The following is a 21,462-nucleotide window of genomic DNA, read 5'->3' as shown; positions in this document are numbered from 1 at the left end:
ACGTAAGGCCGAAATATTAACTTCAACGCGTCAGCCAGCCTATTACTAAAAAATTAGCGCCTTTAACAAGGAGGCGAATAAAATATGAGTAGTGTTTTTGATATTTTTAAAATTGGCATTGGCCCATCCAGTTCTCATACTGTCGGGCCAATGAAAGCCGGGAAACAATTTGTTGATGATCTAATCGAAAAAGAGATGCTAACCACGGTAAAGCGTATTAGCGTTGATGTTTATGGCTCATTATCATTAACCGGTAAAGGGCATGCCACTGATATTGCCATTATCATGGGATTAGCTGGTAATTTACCTGATACTGTAGCTATCGATTCCATCTCTACTTTCGTTGAAAATGTTGAACAAACTCAGCGCTTATCTCTTGCCAATGGACAACATGAGGTGAATTTTCCTACCCAAGGGGGGATGAACTTTCATACCACTAATCTGCCACTCCATGAAAATGGTATGGTAATTACTGCTTTCGCAGATGAAGATAAACTGTACAGTAAAACCTATTACTCGATTGGCGGTGGTTTTATCGTTGATGAAGAGCATTTTGGTCAAGAAAGTGGGTCGCCTGTTAAACTACCTTATCCATACAAATCAGCCGCTGATCTACAACGGCACTGCAAAGATACCGGCCTTTCACTTTCGGCCTTGGTTATGCAAAATGAATTAGCATTGCGTAGCAAAGAAGAAATCCAAACTCATTTCGATGCCGTCTGGCAGGTTATGCAGCAAGCTATTGAACGTGGTGTCAATACCGAAGGTTTATTACCAGGCCCACTTCGGGTACCACGTCGTGCAGCAGCATTGAGAAGAATGTTAGTCACCTCAGATAATACAACAACTGATCCCATGGCGGTTGTCGATTGGATTAATATGTTTGCCTTAGCTGTTAATGAAGAAAATGCAGCAGGTGGACGAGTTGTTACCGCACCGACCAATGGCGCTTGTGGCATCATTCCAGCCGTACTTTCTTATTATGATAAATTCATTCGTCCTATTAACGAAAATTCATATACCCGCTTCTTTTTAGTTGCCGGCGTTATCGGCAGCCTTTATAAAATGAATGCTTCAATTTCTGGTGCTGAGGTCGGCTGTCAAGGTGAAGTTGGTGTTGCTTGTTCTATGGCAGCTGCCGCATTAACTGAATTAATGGGAGGTAGTCCCGCTCAAGTCTGTATCGCAGCTGAAATTGGCATGGAGCATCATCTTGGCCTTACTTGTGATCCGGTTGGTGGTCAAGTCCAGGTTCCCTGCATCGAGCGTAATGCGATTGCAGCAGTTCAGGCAGTTAATGCGGCCCGAATGGCTTTACGTCGGGTCAGTGATCCGCGCGTTTGCTTGGATAAAGTGATTGAAACCATGTATGAAACCGGCAAAGACATGAATGCCAAATATCGTGAAACTTCACAAGGTGGATTAGCTATTAAAATTACTTATTGCGATTGAATGATTAAAAAACTATTACAGCAATTAACTAGTAAGCCAGTTTTAACAACTGGCTTACTTAAATATATTAATAAATTATTTTATTATCCATTACCTCAGTATACAAATTAAACAATTTGCGGCATATATATGCGTGGGCTTGGATTGAATTCAGGCTTTAGATCACAGATATCATAAGCGGTTGATTTTTTATTTTTAAATCCTGACATCATTTGTCCCAATCCTTCCGCTTGCATATTATCAATATTAATTGTATTTCCTTGAATAGATAATCTACTATAACCGTTTAAATTAATTATATTTATTTGATTATAATTTATAATTGTTGGATTGTTGTCAACAGCAGGTGTAAGAGTTTGTATTTCCAGAATTGGGGCTCGACATTTCGATAATTGCGTTGTTGTCGTTTCCGTTGTCAGACTTTCCTCTGTCGGCCTTTTCTCTCTCGGGGCTTCATCTGTTGGACTTTCCTCTGAACATACACACGGTTCCTCTGTCGTTGGAGTTTCTTCTGTAAAAATTTCCCCTGGAGATAAAAACGGTTCGTCTGTCGTTGGAATTCGCGCTGTCAGACTTTCCTCTGTCAAGGTTTTCTCTGAAGATACAAACGGTTCCTGTGTCGTTGGAATTTCTGCTGTCCGATTTTTCTCTATCAGGGCTTCATCTGTTGGACTCTCCTCTATCGAGGTTTTCTCTGGAGATACACAAGCTTGCTCTACCGTTGGAATTTCTACTGTTGGGCTTTTCTCTATCGAGACTTCATCTGTTGAACTTTCCTCTGAACACACACACGGATCCTCTGTCGTTGGAGTTTCTTCTGTAAAAATTTCCCCTGGAGATAAAAACGGCTCCTCTGTCGTTGGAATTTCCGCTGTCCAACTTTCCTCTGTCAAAGTTTTCTCTGAGGATACAAACGGTTCCTGTGTCATTGGAATTTCTGCTGTCCAATTTTTCTCTATCTGTGTTTCACATAATAACGTTCCCAATACATTAATATTGTGACCTGCGGTGACATCGCCGATCCCCGCACTACCATGCTGTACTGCTGTTATCCTAATATCGTTCTCTTTGCCCGCTGTAACATTCTTAATGGTCGAATAACCACTCTCTTTCGCAGTCTGTTTAATCGTGTTCTTTTCAGTAGCTGTGACATCATCTATCTCTGTATTAGCATACTGTTCGGCTGTTACGGTAATTTTGTTTTCTTTGCCCGCTGTAATATCCTTGATGGTTGAACGACCGCCCTCTTTCGCGGTTTGTTTAATGGTGTTGTTTTCACCGGCTGTGACATCATCTATCTCTGCATTACCATACTGTTCGGCTGTTACGGTAATTTTGTTTTCTTTGCCCGCTGTAATATCCTTGATGGTTGAACGACCGCCCTCTTTCGCGGTTTGTTTAATGGTGTTGTTTTCGCCGGCTGTGACATCATCTATCTCTGCATTACCATACTGTTCGGCTGTTACGGTAATTTTGTTTTCTTTGCCCGCTGTAATATCCTTGATGGTTGAACGACCGCCCTCTTTCGCAGTTTGTTTAATGGTGTTGTTTTCACTAGCTGTGACATCATCTATCTCTGCATTACCATACTGTTCGGCTGTTACGGTAATTTTGTTTTCTTTGCCCGCTGTAATATCCTTGATGGTTGAACGACCGCTCTCTTTCGCAGTCTGTTTAATGGTGTTGTTTTCACAGGCAGTAATGTCGTCTATCTCTGCATTACCATGCTGTTTTGCTGTTACGGTAATATTATTCTCTTTACCTGCTGTAATACCCTTAATGGTTGAACGACCGCTCTCTTTCGCAGTCTGTTTAATCGTGTTGTTCTCATAGCCGATAATATTGCCTATCTGTGCATCAGCATGCTGTTTTGCTGTTGCTATAATATTGTTTTCTTTATTTGCTTTAATATCGCCGATTGATGAAGTACCAACCTCAATAGCATTCTGTTTAATCGTGTTGTTTTCACCGGCTGCGACATTGCCTATCTGTGCATCAGCATACAGTTTTGCTGTTACCGTAATATCATTCTCTTTACCGGCAGTGACATTGCCTATCTGTGACTTACCACTATCCGTTACTACTATATTGATATTGTTAATACCTATAACTGTTACCGCACTTACATTATCATTTAGCGTTACAGAGGGGTCGAATTTTATTTTTTGCTTTTTTTTATTTTTAATCTCTCCTTTTAATTTATAATTTCTGACTTTGAATCTATTTGTATCCATTATACAAACTCCACCATAAGATTTTATTTAATAAAAATAGGGAACGCGGAATAACTTTCTATTAATCCGAAATAATTAGTGGACAAAATTAAAATAAGCTAATTAATGCATAATTATTTATTATTTAATTATGTCTAAAGCAATTATGAGTTAATTAATTTAATGTCACAATGAAGTTTGTCTGTAAATAAAAAAGTAAATTCATATAAAAAAACAATATTATATTTTTATAATTTATAAAATTAATTAAATATAAAGCTAATTTAATTAATTTATATTTACTTTACTTTTATTAAAAATAATTATAAAAAAAGACCCCTGGGTCTTTTTTTATCTTTTAAAAATTAAACTAACAATTAAACTAACCAAATAATGCCTGCCACCAGCTGGAAATTGTTACGACAATATAGTCCCATACTCGACTCAAAAATCCACCTTGATCTATCGCTTGTTTCACTACCAATGGACGTTTATCAATCAATTGATCGTTTATAAAGAAATTAATTGTCCCTACCACCTGATTTTTACTTAACGGAGCTTTGAGATAATCAGAGTTAAGACTATAGGTCGCTTTTAAGTCTTGTTCTCTTCCTTTCGGGATGGTTATCGCTGCATCTTTTTCAGTTCCCAATAGAACCGTAGACCGGTTACCATACCATACCTTTTCAGTCGTAAAGGGCTTATCTGCCGTTATGGGAATAACCGTTGTAAAAAAACGAAATCCCCAATTTAGCAGCTTTTCACTTTCAGTAAAACGAATGCGATCACTCCCTGCGCCCAACACCACAGCAATCAATCGCATCGGGCCATTCGTTGCCGATGTGATAAGATTATACCCTGCTCCACTAGTATGACCGGTCTTAACGCCATCCACCTGTAAGTTTTTGCTCCACAATAAACGATTGCGATTAAATTGCTTAATTTTATTGTAAGTAAACACTTTTTCGCCGTGTAATAAATACTCATCGGGTACATCTCTAATTAGAGCCTGAGTTAATATCGCCATATCATGGGCAGTACTGAATTGGCCTTCTGAATCCAAGCCGTGTACGGTCTTAAAATGCGTATTTTTTAATCCTAATGAGGTAACATACTGGTTCATGAGATCGACAAAAACAGTTTGACTACCGGCGACGTAATCTGCCAATGCAATACAAGCATCATTCCCAGATTGAATGACAATACCACGATTTAAATCCAGCACCGAAACCCTATCGCTCGGTTTTAAAAACATTAAAGAAGAGCCGCGTAAAACAGGATTACCAGTTGCCCAAGCATCTTCTCCCACAGTGATAAGATCATTAACGCTAATTTTACCTGCTTTAATCGCTTGACCCACCACATAACTAGTCATAATTTTTGTTAAACTAGCTGGATCTAAACGTTCATCTGGATTGTTGGCTGTTAAAACTTTACCACTATGATAATCCATCAGCACATAAGCTTTTACATCAAGTTGTGGTGTAATCTGCGGTCCATCGGCATAAACATTCATCGGGAAAACAAAAATAAATAATAGACTTAATCCATTCGTCAAACGGTTAATTTTTGTCATCAAGCTCTGTTTCATTATCGATCTCCCGCGCTTTCTGATTAAAATATATTAAGTATGCTACTATAAAGCGCTTATAACGATTAAAGTTAGCTGAAATGCATAAACAATATTGCTACATTTGATCTGCCACACAAACTGAGGTAGAAAAAATAGGTTGTTAACTGTTTCAATAGATAGAATTAAGGCAATATCAAATATCCGTCATAAGCCGAACAGCCTACAATCTCGGACAATAACTGCTCGCAGATGGCATAAATAAATAAGCCCAAAACTTTTTATTAACTAATTTTGGGTGTTAAGCAGCACTTTTATTGACAGTTAAGATGCAAAATAGATCTTACAGTCAATTCTCTAATTATAGACTCATTGGCATATTACCAGGATCAGGGTAGTTATATTCGAATCCAAGCTCCCTACAAATACGGCTGCCATCTATAATTTTTCCAGCAATAGGCGTTGATTCAGAAATAAATTCCGGCGGTTGCAAGGCTACCTGTTGCGATGCCGTTGTATAATAAGATGATCTAATAGGATGTTCAGGTGCGCATAAATTATAAATATTGCCACCTTCTGGCCGCAATATTAATAACTTTATTGCAGTAATAATATCATCTTGGTGAATAAGATTAACCGGCTCATTTCCTCCAGTTAATGCTGTTTGGCCCGCTAAAAACCGTCCTGCATGTCGAGCTTCTCCCACTAAACCCGCTAGCCTTAGAATATCTACCGATATATTTGGTAATTGGTGTAACCAATTTTCTACCTCGACCAGCGTTTTACCTACCTCGGTATTAGGATATAGCTCCGCATCTTCATTCAAAGTTCCACTTTGCGCACCATATACTGAGGTTGAACTGGTAAAAATAATACGCGGTATAGCGTAGGAAAGCGCAGTATCAACTAAAAGTTGTACCGCCTTCAAATAGCCGATACCACCTTCTGCCGTTTTATTTGCCGGTAACATAATAACCAGCACATCCGTAGCATTCATTAACTGCACCAGATCTTCGGCTTCACACTCAATATCTGGCGTAAGTAGTAGCTGGTAACAATCAATACCTGACATTCTTGCTGCATTTACACCATCTGGCGTAGTTTTACTACCAACCACTTCGATTCCTGAGCGCATTAACTCAAGCGCCAAGGGCAATCCTAACCAGCCTAATCCAATGATAGCGACCTTCTTCATAAATCCCACCACCTCCGATCAACTCAGTAGTTACATTATACTTACCCTACTTATTAATATAATTCAAAGATCACAATTCTCTAACAATAATTAGTTATAACATTAAAACTACATTGCTGATTGGTAAATAGCGATCAAATCAGTTAAATTCGCCTGAACAGGATTAGTGATACCGGAAGCACTTTTTAACGCTGCTTTAGCTAATTTAGCTAAATCACTATCCTGAACATTCAATCGTCTTAGTCCTGAAGGTAGTCCAAGATCACAATTTAGCCGCCTTATTTCAGCAATACAAGCTTCTGCACCACGTTGATCGGTCATATGAGCAACTCGAATCCCCATTGCACCAGCAATATTTTTTAACTTTTTTGCCACTAGCTTCAGATTAAAAGCTTGTACTTGGGGCAACAAAACGGCATTGCAAATTGTGAGTGGTTGATTATAAAAATGGCTCACTTGCCAGGCTAAGGTCTGTACATATCCCTGCGAAGCATTGTTGAAAGCCATACCCGCAAGAAACTGGGCATAAGCAATATTTTCATGGGCCTGTAAATCTAATGAATAATTAACCGCTCGGCGTAGAGCATTACTCAATATTTTGACAGCACTCAAAGCACATGCATCGGTAACAGGATTAGCGGCTGTAGAAACATAAGCCTCAATGGCATAAGTTAAAGAGTTCATACCTAATGCAGCAATAAATTCACTTGATAAACCCAGCATTAATTCCGGCTCAGTTACTGACAGTAAGGGGGTAATGCGTGATCCGGCTATAGCCAAATTGATTAATTCATTCTTAGTTTGATCAAGCAGAGGATTAAAATTATCAATATTTGAGGCGGAAGTTGTATTAATGGTAATTAAAGGCCATGGTTTTTTACTATTATCACTAATAAAAATCGATTGATCAGATTGTAAATAAATCATTGCTTTTGCATAATCATAGGCAGCTCCCTCTCCAATTGAAACGATACAATCAATTTGCTGCTGTTCATAACAACCAAGCGACTGTTTTACGATTTCTAATGATGACACCAATTTTGCATCAGTAAAAAGATGACTTTTAATCTTATTATGTAAAAAAATTCTGGTTACTTTTTCAACCAGACCACTGTTCATTAAAAAAGGATCAGTCACTATAAGCACATGCTGATAACCATAATCCTTCATTAAATTTACCACATCGACTAAACATCCCCGGCCAATTTTATTGATAGTAGGAATGCAAAAAGTTGATGGCGGCATAATAATTATCCTTAAACGAAATAAAATAAAACAAATGAACTTATCGTGCTATCAAATAACAACCAAGCTATTTTTTCACAGTTAGAAATAAAAATCGCTTTATCAATCACTAAGTCAATTTACAGTTTTATAGTTTATTTATACTTTTAAACTAAACAGACTGATTTTATTTAATATTTTGACATTAGTAAGCCATCAAATAGGGTATCAAGCTTTTGCAAAACAAATAATAAAGGACTAAAAATAGAGAATTGCGAGGTAATTGAGGCTTCTTTTATATATAAATAAATATGTCACTCAAATTAAAAATAAGTAATAAAACGCCTGAAAAAGCATAAAACGCTTTTTCAGGCAATGCCAAAAAATTTTGGCTAACTATCAAGAGAAGATAAATGAATTAATGTTATTTCTTTGAGTGATGGAATTGTGCCTTCGACAATATGTTAAAAAGCTCGCCAATGCCATAAATTAATAACATAATTCCACCCATTACAATCGGCACCATACAGAGTGCAAAAAGCATACTTTTTAAAATATCCAGCATTAGATAGCCTCAGCAAAATAATGATTCATTCAATTAGTAAGATATAAACCTAATTAAATAGTAACCTTATAAGTAAGATTATTCTATTTATTTTCTATTTTGAAGACTAACACTAAAAGTTTTCATTTTTTTACACCGATGGTAGGTTTAGTGACAGAAATTACTAAATTTTAAAATATTAATCTCTAGTAGCTGATATTTATTCGAAACAATAGATAAGTCTTCATTCTATTCATACTATTTGCTATAACAAAGGACAATAAAACAATACACCTGATAAGTGTATTTAGGCTAATAAGGCTATTTTTAATGGATATTTTCTTAACCTTAAAACTTCATGATCGACTATTTGCTGATGCACGGCGGATAAAATTACTCAACTATATAAAATCTTCCGGTTCGATCAAACAAGCAGCACAATTGGCGGGTATGAGTTATAAAAGCGCCTGGCATGCAATAAACGAAATGAATCAAATAACTGATAAAACCCTACTGGCTAGTGCTACCGGCGGTAAAGGTGGCGGTGGTACCGCTTTAACTCCCTACGGCGAACGTTTACTACAACTGTATGGATTATTAAAACAGATCCAGCAAAAAGCCTTTCATGTATTAAATGAGGAAGATTTACCGCTCGATAGTTTGCTGGCGGCAATTTCACGTTTTTCATTGCAAACTAGTGCCCGTAATCAATTCTTTGGTACTTTGATCGAATATGATAGCCACTCAATTCAGCAAACTGTCAAAATTCAGTTAACCAATAGTAACACCATTATAAATGCATCATTAACTAAGCAAAGTATCAAACGATTACAATTAACAGCCGGCAAAGAAGTTTTAATCCTAATTAAAGCACCCGCAATAAAATTACTGCCACCACAAACAGTAACAGCAGCAGCCGATAATAGCGTAACAGGAGCGGTAGTTGATATTGAAAAAGATGATAGAGATAGTGAGTTGAAAGTGAAACTAAAGGATGGATTATTACTTTGTTCTATTATGTCAAATCAAGCAATAGCAGAACAAAAGATAAAAATTGGCAGTATGGTAACGGCGGTTTTTGCTGCTAACCAGATTATCGTCGCAACATTACAATAATTGCCCATCTTAACATCAGATTAATTTTATAAAATTTATTTTAAGATATAAAAGGCTTAATAAAATCAGTCAATAATTAAGCTTTTATAATAAAAATATAAAACATTGAGATTAATATTATACACCTATAACAGCAAATTAACTATTTTTGATAGGAGTCAACTAACTTCTGTATTTTCTTTTTCGTGCTAACAAAATTATTATACTTTACCTTGGCACAGAGTAAATCAAGTTTGGTATTAAGTGCCATCGCTAACAGATTTTTTGAATCACTATCCATAATATTTTTGTTAACATTCCAATATTTAATATCATCCATAATCATAACGTAATCTTTAATATATTTTTGATATTTAACTGGTTCTGTTTTTTTAAGTAGATTTAAGTGATCAATACATTCGTTGTTTGTTGAGGAAATAATAATTCCATTAAATAATATTCCAGATTTGTTGACTGGCGATTCAACTGCCGCTGTTTGGTTATCGATATTACTATTTTTTTTAGCGAAACCTGCGCATCCGGTCAACAACATAATAGCTAATAATACACTAAACAGATTTTTTTTATTGTACGTCATGTCATTGAATCCTAAAAATATTATTTTCTTTGATCTACACGAAATGAAGAATGGTAAATTAACTGATAAAAGAAGTAAACAACTTTCTTATCTAACAATTAATAAAGCGATCTACCTCTCAGATCAATAACCATGGATTTAAAATATAAGTTGCCATCCCTGGCAGGTTAACTACTTCCTAATATCTTTTATTTCAGTCAAAATGGGTTTAATTTTGTTTGCTAATTAGAGTAATAATTTCATTTTTAGCAATCGATAAACCAAGTTAAAAATAATTAAAGCTACTTATTAACAATTAAATATTTTCTCCATTCTATTATTTATCAATCCTGAATGCATATCCCTATGCATTCAGTTTTTACTAATTGATTTACTTAATGATCGTTACTTTGGCTCAGTATTAGTTATCTGATCAATAATACGGATCTCTCCAGTATTACCATCTAGTTCAAATACCTCCCACCATAAGCCTTCACCTGATGTTGGTATATCATATTGGCTGACTTGGGTACCGCCATTTTTGTCTTTTTGGGCAACCACCACCTTGGCATGCGAAGTAGTAATTGCGGGGTCTTTGCTAAAATTATGAACTGCGTAACGATAACGCCCTGGGTTTAACTTTTTAATGGTGATCGTTTCAGGCCCAAAACCCTCTCTCGCATCTATGTCAAGAATTGCACTGCCATCTGGCGCCTTTTTATTACCAAAACTCACATGGAATCGATTGCCAGTATTCGTATCACCCCATAGATGGGAATCTAAATCTTTAGGAGTAGGACCCCATGATAAAATAATACGGGCATAATCATCCCCTAGCTCCGGTGACAAAATAATTTTCTGCAACTGTTTTTCTGGATCATTAATTCCAAGCTCATAATCAACAAAACCTTGCGCTTTGGTTTTAAGAGTATAAGGTTGCTCAATCAGATCTAGGATAGTGAATTCTCCTTTGCTATTGCTTCGTGCCTCGTATTTAGCTTTAGAATTGCTATCTGAGGTGTAAAGTTTAATTTCTGCATTAGCGATCCCTTTACCATTTACCGCATTAACGACTGTTCCATTTAAATTAAACTTGCGATAAAAATTGACTTTTTTATCTGCGACAATCGCTTCATCATCGCCTTTTTTGGCTGAAACCTGTACGCCAGCTACCGTAACAGTAGTACTGGTCAAGGTGATGCTAGCTTTACCCTCAGCATTAGTTTCACTCTCACCATTATTCGATAAGGTAACGTTATTACCCTTATTCTGTAACCATTTTAGGGTAATATTTGGTACTGGATTATCGTTGGCATCCTTGACCAACGCCGTAAAGGTAAAGTTATCACTGCCATTAGCCACTTTACTGGTATTATCGCCATCCAATGTCACCTGTTTTAATACCGCTGTTTTACTATCAGCTGTCAAAGTGACTTTAGTCTCGATAGCGAACTCTTTGTCATTAACCTTCACGTTAATGGTAGTCACACCAGCAGTTTTTCCTTTCAATTTAGCCGTGTAAATCCCTTTATCATTTTCTTTCACTTTATCGAATTCACTGTTCGCCAGGTTAGTTGTAAATTCAACTTTTTGGCCAGTAATCGGATTATTATTGGCATCCATCAATGTCAGGGTTAAGTTCGAGGTCTTTTCGCCATCAGCAACAATAGTGGTAGGATCGGCGACAAGCTTAGATTTCTCTACGCTTGGATTATCGCTATCTGGCGTTAAAGTCACTGTTACTGCTGCCGGAAAGTTTAACTCCAATTCATTGAATTTAACCGTAATGTTACTATTGCCCGCCTGGATTCCAGTTAGTTTTGCTGTATAAACACCATTACTTTCCTCGACGATTTCGCTTACTTTGCTGTGTTCTAGGCTGGTATTAAACTTCACGTTTTCCTTATAACCGGTGATTGGATTAGCGTTAATATCGACTAAGCTTAGCCTTAAGATCGCACTATCTTTCCCATTAGCAACAATCGTAAGCGGTGTCGCAGTTAGCTTAGATTTCTCTAAACTTGGCTTACTGTTATCTGCGGTTAAAGTGACTTTAGCGCTATTCTTAATCTGCAATACTGCATCATTAACTTTAACTTCAATAGAGGCTTCACCAGCAGTTGTACCGATTAATTTAGCAGTATAGATCCCCTTTCCTTCATCCTTGATTTCTTTTACATGACTATTGTTCAGGTTACTGTTGAACTCGACTTTTTGACCTGCTAGCGGATTATCGTTCACATCTAACAATGTCAATCTTAATGTCGAATAGGTTTCACCGTCAGCAACAATCGTTGTCGGCTCAGCTTCTAATTTAGAGTTATTCCCACCCGGTTTGCTGTTATCGGCGGTTAATGTTACTTTAGCGGTATTCTTAATCTGCAATACTGCATCATTAACTATAACGTCAATAGAGGCTTCACCAGCGGTAGTACCGGTTAATTTAGCGGTATAGATCCCCTTCCCTTCGTCCTTGATTTCTTTCACATGACTATTCTTTAAGTTACTGTTGAACTCAACTTTCTGACCAGCGATCGGATTACCATTTACATCTTTCAGAGTTAATTTCAAGGTTGATGCGTCTACATCATTGGCAACAATCGTCGCAGGATCGACTTCTAACTTAGAATGGTCGCCTCCAGGGTGGCTACTATCGGCGGTTAAGGTTACAGTAGCTGTCTTACCAACCAGTGGTTCACCATTAACACCAACACTAACCGTGGCGTGGCCGGCTTTTATACCAACTAAAAGTGCTTCATAAATTCCATTACCTTTATCGGTCACCTTCCCAATCTGGCTACCTGCCAAGTTATGCTCAAACGTTACACCTTGCCCCGCAATTGGATTACCGTTAACGTCTTTCAATTCCAACGTTATTGTTGAAGATATTTTACCATCAGCAACAATACTCGTAGGATTGGCAACTAAATTTGATTTTTCAGCACTCGGTTGAGTACTATCGGCAATCAACGTGACTTTTATCACTTGACTTACATTTAATGATTTACCATTGACTTCAACACCAACAGTAGTTTCTCCCGCTGTCGTTCCGGTCAATTTTGCGGTATAAACGCCGTTACTCTCTTCTGTTACTCCTACTATTTTGCTATTTACTAAACTGGTGTTAAATTTCACTTTATCTTTCAGACCAGGAATGGCATTACCGTTAATATCCTTTAAGGTTAATTTTACCGTTGAAACTGCCTTTCCATTAGCCACAATGCGAGTAGGATTAGCTTCTAGTTTCGATTTATCAGCGCCAGGTTTACTGCTATCCGCAGTCAATGTAATAATAACTGGAGTTACATTTAACACAACATCATTGACTGTAACACCAATAGTAGTTTCTCCTGCCATTGTTCCTGTTAGTTTCGCGCTATAAACACCACTATTTTCCTCTACGATTTCATCAAATTTGCTATTTGCCAAACTGGTAGTAAATTGCACTTTAGCTTTATGGCCAGTAATCGGATTACCATTAACATCCTTTAAGGTTAGTTTTACGGTTGAAAAATCCGTTCCATTAGCCACAATGTGGTTAGGATTAGCTGCTAGTTTCGATTTATCGGCGCCAGGTTTTGTACTATCAGCAATTAAAGTGACTTTTGTCGCCTCTTTCATATTTAGTGCGCTACCATTAACTTTAACACCAATCGTTGTTTCGCCAGCCTGAGTACCTGTAAGTGTTGCGCTATAAACGCCTTCACTGGTTTCTTTTGCTGTAGTTATCTGACTATTTGCTAAACTACTAGTAAAATCAATTTGCTGACCACCAATTAAGTTATCATTAGTATCTTTTAGTACTAAAGTAACAGTGGAAGTAGCCACGCCATTAGCAACAATAGTACTAGGGACAGCAGTTAATTTGGATTTCTCACCACTTACATTACCACTATCAGCGGCTAAAACGACTATTACAGGACTAACAGTTAACCGCTTACCTGCAACTTCAACATTGATTTCAGTCTTGCCGGCTTTAGTCCCGGTTAGTGGTGCAGTATATATACCACTACTACTTTCCGTTACCTGACCTACACTACTGTTAGCTAACGAGGTATTAAATTTCACTGTTTGGCCAGCAATCAAATTACCATTAACATCTTGCAGCGTCAGTTTCAATGTTGAAACTGACTTACCATTAGCAACAATTCTGTCAGGTTTGGCTTCCAGTTTAGATTTAACTGGGCTTGGGTTTTCACTATCTGCGATTAAAACTACTTTTGCGGTCTTATTTTTCAACACTGAACCATTAATTTTAACGCCAATCGTGCTTTCTCCAGCAGTGGTGCCGGTTAATTCGGCGCTATAAACACCTTTAGCAGTCTCCTTTATGTTATTAATGTGACTATTAGCCAAACTAGTACTAAAGGTCACTTTATCACCACTAATAGGATTGCCCTGCGCATCCTTCAGTTCAAGTGTTAAGTTAGCTATCGCTTTACCATTAGCAACAATTGTTGCGGGTTGAGCAGTTAATAATGATTTTTCTGCACTTGGACGGCCAGTGACAAAGGCAACTGACTGTGTTTTTCCTCTACCATTAACTTCAGCGGTAATTTCACTTTTACCCGCTTTAGTACTGGTAACGCCAATGATCAGTTCTCCACGTTGATTAGTATTCGCGCTTCCACCATTGTCAATTATTGCGCCATCGGTTGCGGTCAGAACAACTGGCATATTCTCGACTGGATTACCATGTTTATCAGTTACTAATGCATACAGCGTATTTTTTTCTTTACCATCGGCTAATGCTTTATCCCTGGTAACAGTTAATTTGGCAACCTCAGCTGAATTTCGATCAGCACTAAATTTAAGCGCGCTATGTTTATAATTACCATTTTCCATCGTTGCGGTGATCTTGCCTTCCCCCGCAACTTTGCTAGTGATATAAATAACCGCTTTTCCTTGGTTATCGGTAGTTGCTGTTATCCCCTTTCCATTGGTAGCACTTTGAGTACCACTAAACAATGTTGCACCCGATTGACCATTGGGTTGTTTTAGACCATCGACGTGGAAAGTAATAACTTGTTGAGGTAATGGTTGTCCATGTTCATTAGTGATGACTGCGGTAGTGGTAAAACGATCCTGATTATTAGCAGGTAAAGTTGCATTAGGATCGACAATCAAATCATTAACCACATTCTTGGAAGGTTTTACTCGTATTATGGTTGTGGATCTGTTCGATTCATTGTCATTATTATCTATCCCCACCGCACTGATTTGATATTCTTGCGCAGCATTACTTTGTGTCTTATAAACATAAGCTGGCAAAATAATTTCCAATTGGGTTGGTGAAATAATCTGATAACTACCACCATTGGCAATAAAATTAGGCGAGACTGTCCAGTTGATTTTTTTCAAACCATATTTGGTTTTATTGATGGTAGCAGGAATAATCAACGTTTCTTTTGCTTCCGCTCGCATTTCAGCGGGCAACGAAATATTAATTAATTCCTGTTTGCGATATTGCATAACAATATCATAATTTCGATCGACAAAATCATACTTATTACCAACCAAACTACGCATGACATCAACCGCATCAGGATCTAATTGCTGTGCTAAGGGCACACCAAAGCGATAAATAATATCCATGCCAACCATAGTGTCATTACGATCACCGGCTGCATGCTCCCCTTTCAAGGTTATTAATGGTATGGGCGTGTAATTTATCCCTAATGTCAATGCATAAGGATCGTCTTTTAATTTATCGGGATCGACACCAGTACCAAGATGAACACCTTTGCCAAAATATTTTTCATATTTGATACTACCTCCCAGTTTAGGGTAAGTCGGTAAATAGGCTTCTGCGCGAACATCAAAACCGGTTGCTGGACGCTCATCATAATCATCCATTATAAATATCTTTGATTGGTGCCAATCAGTTAAGCCAAAATAGCCATTAGCCGCCAATTTTAGATAATCCGTCCAAGCTTCACCGCCCAGACCTAAGCGGGCATTACCTCCAGTGTAATCATAGTCATAGAAGGTATTAATGCCATACATCCAATCGCCCCAATAATGGCGATAACCTAAACCCAAATTTAAAGTATTTCTATCTTTATTTGTTCTTAAACCTAATTGGGTAAAAAGCAGACTATTTATACTATCTATAACAGGTAATAAAAAATCACCAGTAAATGTTCTATCACTGCTGATAGAAACACGAGCTGTACCATACTGACTTAACCAATCATTAAGTCGCTGGTTAACTAACCCTTCAGCAATATTTTTTGCATAACCGATAGAAGCATCAACTGCATTTCTATTGGCTAAAATATTACCAACCTGGCTGGCTATTGAAGCTAAAGCTTGATCTGTATTGTCTTCAGGGGGTGCTTCAGTTCCACCTAAATTAGGTAAAATAGGATTAATTGTCTCGGCGCTATTAGCCTTAATTTCAAGACTTGGTGGCATTTCTAACGGATAATGCCCTGAACTTAAGCGTTCAGAGGGAAATAGAGAGGTTTCACCCTGAGATGAAGATGCAGCGCTATCTTTAGCAATGATATTATCACGCTCTTTAGCATCAGTCATTAGGGATTGAATCCCTGAGATAGTATCAGCCATCTCAGCATTTTCGACTGCATTAGCTATTGAGGTAGAAAAAAAAAAGAGAGGAGAAAACAATTGTATTAAAAGTAACCACCACGCTATTATTTTTTTTCCCTTCCATGAAAACTGTGGCATAAATAATTTACTCTAATATGTATATTTATAGTAAGAAACCACCTTCAATTAATTAAAGGTGGTAGAACAACAATAATATTTAAATACTTGATAACGCTTTAACTTTTTCTTTTACGCTTTGAAAACCAGAGAATTGAACTTTTGAACATAGCGTGTCTAATTTAGTGCTCAAGGTCATAGATAATAATTCTTTTGAATCTTTATCCATAATATTCTTATTAACATTTAAAAACGTATAATCTCTGCTGATTTTATTATAATCATTAGAATATTGTTGGTATTTACCACCATTAGCTTCTTTTAAAAAATTAAAACGGTCAACACATTCATTATTTGACGAAGCAATAGTAATGCCGTCAAATAACATGCCTTTTTTTTCTATATAATTTCGCGCAGGGATACTACTTTGGTTGTTGACAATAGTCGCGCCATTTTTATTAGTTTGACTCGCTGTTTTATCATTTACTTTATTATTCATCTTTTTTGACACAGGTACAGAACAAGCATTTAATAAAAACATAGCACCAAATACTAAAGCGCACTTTTGGAAATTAACATTCATAACAAAGCCTTTATTCAATTACGTAGCTAATTAACAAGCTCCATTAAGGAGCCATTTCGAGTGATCCAAACTAATAATTCAGTACTACACAACATCATAAAAATGATAGAAAAAAGTAGTACTAGTTTTTTAATAAAAAAAGATAATCGTTTCGACATATAAAAGTGAATCCTTAAAATTTTATTAATAATAAAGTTAAGTAAAAATGCTCACTTTTAATAAAGTAAAATATCGAATAAATATTAGTCATAGATAAACTATATTTATAAATAATTTGGTAGTGGTTAAATTATATTCAAATATAAATTATTTAAAATTTTCAACAACACGTATTCTCATCAAATAGATGATTAGATTAAAGTATGAACCAAAACAAAAAAACAAGAATAAATTCTATAAGTTAAGCTTGTGGTGAGTAAAATGATATATATAAATATTAAAACGGCAAATCGTTTTAATCGATCATAAGTCAAATATTAATAGATAACAACTATCAATTTTTAACTTACGATCGTTTTCCCCAATGGATTAAATTAATAAAAATCAATAAGATATAAAAAATGAAAACATTTAGATACATATTTAATTATAGTTTAACTATACAGAGATTACAAAATTACATATTATTCGCTTTAAAACTAATATAGAAAATAAAATTAAATGATATTGCAAAATAAATCATTATGAATACAACTAAATAAAAACAACTTAATAACAAATTGACTTTGAATATTCTCAATAACTACCAGGTATTGAATATGGTAATTTACACGCTATACATTAATAATCACTAAACGAATATTTTATTTAATCGATTTGGAAACATACTTAATATATGGAAATATAACATACTGATTGGTATTTTTTATTATACTAATTGTCTTATTCTATTTTGTGCCTGAAACTAACGGAAAAGTTTCTCTTATAAAAGGAAAATTGGAGCCATAAGGCTCCATTTTTTTAATCTGTTGTTACAAATATAAATATACACACATAATTTTAAAATAGTTATATAATATCGCTAAAATCTATTATTAATAATTTATTTACATCTCTATTTTATCTATTACCTGTCAGATTAAATATTTAATTTCTCCAATCTCATTTTTATTAATTTATCACATAAATAATTAACATAAATTTCACTTATTTTACTGAAAAGTTTATTTTAGCAAATAATTCATTATCTTTAGCGCTTGATATTTTGTTGTCATAGATAAAACCAATTTCAATAATAGGCAAACTCAATATCAAAACATTTCTATTATTTGTCACATCTGTTCTACTTTATTTTTAAGTAACAAATTTATCTGGCTAGCTCAATTTTAATATCACTATACTTAAATAATACTTATTTATATAAACAAAAAAATAGGCTATTTTGCGCTTTTAAGCAGCCACTTTAATGCTAGGCTGGTTAGATTAGGGTAGATCTTAGTCAACTATTTCAAAACGACAACAGTTATATTTGGTATTCAGTTTCATGGATAATATAATAATTCAGATCGATTTTAATGAATGTATCAATAGGAGTTTAAACTATGGCAGTAACTAAGCTGGTTCTTGTAAGACACGGCGAAAGCGAATGGAATAAAGAAAACCGATTCACGGGTTGGACTGATGTTGAACTTTCCGATAAGGGCCGCGAAGAAGCAACAGAGGCAGGCCAGCTATTAAAAAAAGAAGGTTTTGTTTTTGACTATGCTTATACATCCGTTTTAAAACGTGCCATTCATACATTGTGGAACATTTTAGATCAAATAGATCAACAGTGGCTTCCAGTTGAAAAAAATTGGCGGCTTAATGAACGTCATTATGGGGCGCTACAAGGCTTAGATAAAGCAGAAACAGCGGCAAAATATGGTGACGATCAAGTTAAACTATGGCGTCGTGGCTTTGAAATTACACCACCAGAATTAACCAAAGATGACTCTCGTTACCCTGGCAATGATCCACGTTATGCAAATTTACAACCCTCAGAGCTCCCTGTCACTGAAAGTCTCGCTACCACCATTGAACGTGTTGTACCTTATTGGCAAGAGGTGATTGAACCTAGAGTTAAAAAAGGTGAAAAAGTCATTATTGCTGCTCATGGTAATTCATTGCGGGCATTAGTCAAACATCTGGATAAGATGAGTGAAGATGAGATCCTTGAACTTAATATTCCAACCGCTGTTCCACTGGTGTATGAATTTGATGAAAATATGCAACCTATTAGGCACTACTATCTTGGTGATCAAGCTGAGATAGCTGCTAAAGCAGCCGCTGTTGCTAATCAAGGTAAAGCAAAATAATTAAATTGAATTTATAAGTATAAGGCCACTTTGTGGCCTTATTAATCATGAATTAGATGCGCTTTTTACGACGTATTCGTATAGCTTCAGCTAAACGATTTAATAATTTTTCACTATCTTGCCAACCAATACAGGCGTCTGTCACACTTTTACCATACTCTAGCGGTTTATTTATACTTATATCTTGATTCCCTTCAACAAGATGACTTTCGACCATTACACCAATGATTGCTTTTTCACCATGACGTATTTGATTAGCAATATCTTCAGCCACTGCAAGCTGTTTTTTATATTGTTTACAGCTATTTGCATGACTAAAATCAATCATAATTTGGGCTGATAAACCTGATTTTTGCAAACTCTCTTTAACGGCCTGTATATCTGATTCACTATAGTTAGGCTTTTTCCCACCGCGCAAAATAATATGACAATCGAGATTACCGCTAGTATTTACAATTGCTGAGTGGCCCCATTTAGTAACCGATAAAAAACAGTGAGACGCTTTAGCAGCATTAATTGCATCGATAGCTACTTTTATTGTTCCATCGGTACCATTTTTAAAGCCTACCGGACAAGAGAGACCGGATGCTAATTCACGATGAACTTGAGATTCCGTAGTCCGTGCACCAATTGCTCCCCAACTGGTAAGATCAGCCACATATTGAGGCGTAATCATATCAAGAAATTCACCCGCTGTCGGTAAGCCTAAATCATTAATGGTTACCAATAAATTACGTGCTATACGCAATCCTTCATTAATATCAAAACTGTTATCCATAAAAGGATCATTAATTAAACCTTTCCAGCCAACAGTCGTACGTGGTTTTTCAAAATAAACACGCATAACAATTTCTAGGTCATCTTTCAACTCATCGTGAATTCTTTTTAGTCGTTGTGCATATTCAATCGCGGCTTTTGGATCATGAATTGAACATGGACCAATAACGACCAAAAGCCTGTCATCTTTACCAGTTAGAATTTGATGTATTGATTCACGCGCTGTTTGAACTGTCAAAGCGGCTTTATCGGTTGCCGGAAATTTTTCTAGTAATGCAACTGGAGGTAATAACTCTTTTATCTGTTTAATTCTAATGTCATCATTCTTATAAGTCATCTTTTCTGCTCAATGTATCGCTTGTTAGCCAATATATTCTCTAAAAATAAATAAAAGATGAACTCAATTTAACCTTTAGGGATAAAAGAGTAAATATGTTCTCATATTTATAATATAAATATTTAATAACAATATATAATACGATATAAAATTTTTAAGCGTAAATTTTAAAAATATTATAAGGTTATACTAAGATAAGTAACAATTAGCCGGCTAAAAATATCGAACCATTTTCTTTAGCTGATCGACGCCAAAGTCGAAAACCATTGATTGAAATACCGAGTAACATCAAATATTCGAATGACATCGCTAAAACACCTTGCAAGTAAAAGATAACAACACTAATAATATTAATAATAATCCACAGTAACCAGTTTTCAGCATATTTTCGTGTCATTAATACCATAGCAATAATCGATAGCACCATCATTGTTGAATCCCAAAAAGGGAATGCATCGGGCTCTATTTGTACAGGTTCAATATGAAAGCCTAATAAATGAGCGATATCCCAAGTAATGTGAGTAAGAAAAATAAACACTTTATCAATGTTAAAACTTAATAGAAGCGTTGAAATAATAGCGATAAATAAAGTTATCACGACTTTCGAAAAACTCATCCAGCGGATCTTAAGCCTTGCTTCATGATAAGCATCTACTCGACTCCAAGCGTACCAACCATATGTATTTGCTGCGAAAAAGAAAATTTGTAACAACAGGCTAGCATACAATTGAATTTGAAAAAAAATAACAGCAAATAATGTAACGTTTATTAGACCAAAAAGATAATTGATAATTTTTTCTTGGCTTGCAAGCCAAATACATAAAAATCCTGCTATCGTTGCCACAGCTTCAATATAAGATAAGTTATAACCATTGCTGCCAAGAGCAATATGTACCATAGTATTACTAGTATTGAAAAACTCCATTCCTATT

At 35.9% G+C, this 21,462-nt stretch carries 13 protein-coding genes; 3 read left to right on the top strand and 10 right to left on the bottom strand.

The genetic code is table 11. From position 1 onward, the window contains the following. Positions 1-84: 84 nt before the first annotated feature. Positions 85-1,452 carry an L-serine ammonia-lyase gene (locus QE177_RS04980; protein ID WP_280551655.1) on the top strand — a complete coding sequence of 456 codons (1,368 nt, stop codon included), beginning with the start codon at positions 85-87 and terminating at the stop codon, positions 1,450-1,452. A 107-nt stretch (positions 1,453-1,559) separates the two neighbouring features. Here QE177_RS04980 and QE177_RS04975 read toward each other — a convergent pair whose 3' ends face one another. The 5 genes from QE177_RS04975 to QE177_RS04955 form a co-directional block, all read right to left on the bottom strand. Next, positions 1,560-3,686, bottom strand: a complete 2,127-nt coding sequence (locus QE177_RS04975; RefSeq protein WP_280551653.1) for a hypothetical protein — start codon at positions 3,684-3,686, stop codon at positions 1,560-1,562. Between the two features lie 361 nt (positions 3,687-4,047). Next, positions 4,048-5,256 (bottom strand): serine hydrolase, encoded by a 1,209-nt coding sequence (locus tag QE177_RS04970; RefSeq protein WP_280551652.1) that lies wholly within the window; start codon positions 5,254-5,256, stop codon positions 4,048-4,050. Positions 5,257-5,596: 340 nt separating this feature from the next. After that, positions 5,597-6,430 carry an SDR family oxidoreductase gene (locus tag QE177_RS04965; protein ID WP_280551650.1) on the bottom strand — a complete coding sequence of 278 codons (834 nt, stop codon included), beginning with the start codon at positions 6,428-6,430 and terminating at the stop codon, positions 5,597-5,599. A 108-nt stretch (positions 6,431-6,538) separates the two neighbouring features. After that, positions 6,539-7,675: an iron-containing alcohol dehydrogenase gene (locus QE177_RS04960; RefSeq protein ID WP_280551648.1), complete on the bottom strand. Its 1,137-nt coding sequence runs from the start codon at positions 7,673-7,675 to the stop codon at positions 6,539-6,541. 403 nt (positions 7,676-8,078) lie between these two features. Beyond that, the gene (locus QE177_RS04955; protein WP_280551646.1) at positions 8,079-8,219 is read right to left on the bottom strand and encodes an AcrZ family multidrug efflux pump-associated protein; all 141 of its coding nucleotides are present in this window, start codon (positions 8,217-8,219) and stop codon (positions 8,079-8,081) included. A 309-nt stretch (positions 8,220-8,528) separates the two neighbouring features. Between QE177_RS04955 and QE177_RS04950 the strand changes: the two genes are divergently transcribed. Then, a complete protein-coding gene (locus tag QE177_RS04950; protein WP_280551644.1) occupies positions 8,529-9,314 on the top strand; it encodes a TOBE domain-containing protein in 786 nt (261 codons plus the stop codon). A gap of 142 nt (positions 9,315-9,456) precedes the next feature. Here the strand turns inward: QE177_RS04950 and QE177_RS04945 are convergent, their stop codons facing one another. The 3 genes from QE177_RS04945 to QE177_RS04935 form a co-directional block, all read right to left on the bottom strand. Beyond that, positions 9,457-9,891, bottom strand: coding sequence for a hypothetical protein (locus QE177_RS04945; protein WP_280551643.1), 435 nt, complete (start codon positions 9,889-9,891; stop codon positions 9,457-9,459). Between the two features lie 384 nt (positions 9,892-10,275). After that, positions 10,276-16,560 carry an invasin domain 3-containing protein gene (locus QE177_RS04940; protein WP_280551641.1) on the bottom strand — a complete coding sequence of 2,095 codons (6,285 nt, stop codon included), beginning with the start codon at positions 16,558-16,560 and terminating at the stop codon, positions 10,276-10,278. Positions 16,561-16,639: 79 nt separating this feature from the next. Next, a complete protein-coding gene (locus tag QE177_RS04935) occupies positions 16,640-17,122 on the bottom strand; it encodes a hypothetical protein (protein ID WP_280551639.1) in 483 nt (160 codons plus the stop codon). A gap of 1,541 nt (positions 17,123-18,663) precedes the next feature. On the opposite strand from QE177_RS04935, the gene gpmA reads away from it, so the two are divergent. Next, positions 18,664-19,416, top strand: coding sequence for a 2,3-diphosphoglycerate-dependent phosphoglycerate mutase (gpmA, locus tag QE177_RS04930; RefSeq protein ID WP_280551637.1), 753 nt, complete (start codon positions 18,664-18,666; stop codon positions 19,414-19,416). A 52-nt stretch (positions 19,417-19,468) separates the two neighbouring features. Here the strand turns inward: gpmA and aroG are convergent, their stop codons facing one another. Both aroG and pnuC read right to left on the bottom strand, forming a co-directional pair. After that, positions 19,469-20,530, bottom strand: a complete 1,062-nt coding sequence (aroG, locus tag QE177_RS04925; RefSeq protein ID WP_280551635.1) for a 3-deoxy-7-phosphoheptulonate synthase AroG — start codon at positions 20,528-20,530, stop codon at positions 19,469-19,471. A 205-nt stretch (positions 20,531-20,735) separates the two neighbouring features. Further along, a complete protein-coding gene (gene pnuC, locus QE177_RS04920; protein WP_280551634.1) occupies positions 20,736-21,455 on the bottom strand; it encodes a nicotinamide riboside transporter PnuC in 720 nt (239 codons plus the stop codon). Positions 21,456-21,462: the final 7 nt, after the last annotated feature.

Origin of the sequence: Arsenophonus sp. aPb, from assembly GCF_029873475.1 — a bacterium.
Taxonomy (GTDB): Bacteria; Pseudomonadota; Gammaproteobacteria; order Enterobacterales; family Enterobacteriaceae; genus Arsenophonus.
Note: the sequence above shows the minus strand (reverse complement) of the source record. Positions and strands in the feature narration are given on the sequence as shown.

Excerpts from the sequence above, each read along its gene's own strand:
- QE177_RS04980 (WP_280551655.1), top strand. The coding sequence starts at position 85 with ATGAGTAGTGTTTTTGATATTTTTAAAATTGGCATTGGCCCATCCAGT.
- QE177_RS04970 (WP_280551652.1), bottom strand. The coding sequence starts at position 5,256 with ATGAAACAGAGCTTGATGACAAAAATTAACCGTTTGACGAATGGATTA.
- pnuC (WP_280551634.1), bottom strand. The coding sequence starts at position 21,455 with ATGGAGTTTTTCAATACTAGTAATACTATGGTACATATTGCTCTTGGC.
- QE177_RS04940 (WP_280551641.1), bottom strand. The coding sequence starts at position 16,560 with ATGCCACAGTTTTCATGGAAGGGAAAAAAAATAATAGCGTGGTGGTTA.
- gpmA (WP_280551637.1), top strand. The coding sequence starts at position 18,664 with ATGGCAGTAACTAAGCTGGTTCTTGTAAGACACGGCGAAAGCGAATGG.
- QE177_RS04955 (WP_280551646.1), bottom strand. The coding sequence starts at position 8,219 with ATGCTGGATATTTTAAAAAGTATGCTTTTTGCACTCTGTATGGTGCCG.
- QE177_RS04965 (WP_280551650.1), bottom strand. The coding sequence starts at position 6,430 with ATGAAGAAGGTCGCTATCATTGGATTAGGCTGGTTAGGATTGCCCTTG.
- QE177_RS04950 (WP_280551644.1), top strand. The coding sequence starts at position 8,529 with ATGGATATTTTCTTAACCTTAAAACTTCATGATCGACTATTTGCTGAT.
- aroG (WP_280551635.1), bottom strand. The coding sequence starts at position 20,530 with ATGACTTATAAGAATGATGACATTAGAATTAAACAGATAAAAGAGTTA.
- QE177_RS04975 (WP_280551653.1), bottom strand. The coding sequence starts at position 3,686 with ATGGATACAAATAGATTCAAAGTCAGAAATTATAAATTAAAAGGAGAG.
- QE177_RS04945 (WP_280551643.1), bottom strand. The coding sequence starts at position 9,891 with ATGACGTACAATAAAAAAAATCTGTTTAGTGTATTATTAGCTATTATG.
- QE177_RS04935 (WP_280551639.1), bottom strand. The coding sequence starts at position 17,122 with ATGAATGTTAATTTCCAAAAGTGCGCTTTAGTATTTGGTGCTATGTTT.
- QE177_RS04960 (WP_280551648.1), bottom strand. The coding sequence starts at position 7,675 with ATGCCGCCATCAACTTTTTGCATTCCTACTATCAATAAAATTGGCCGG.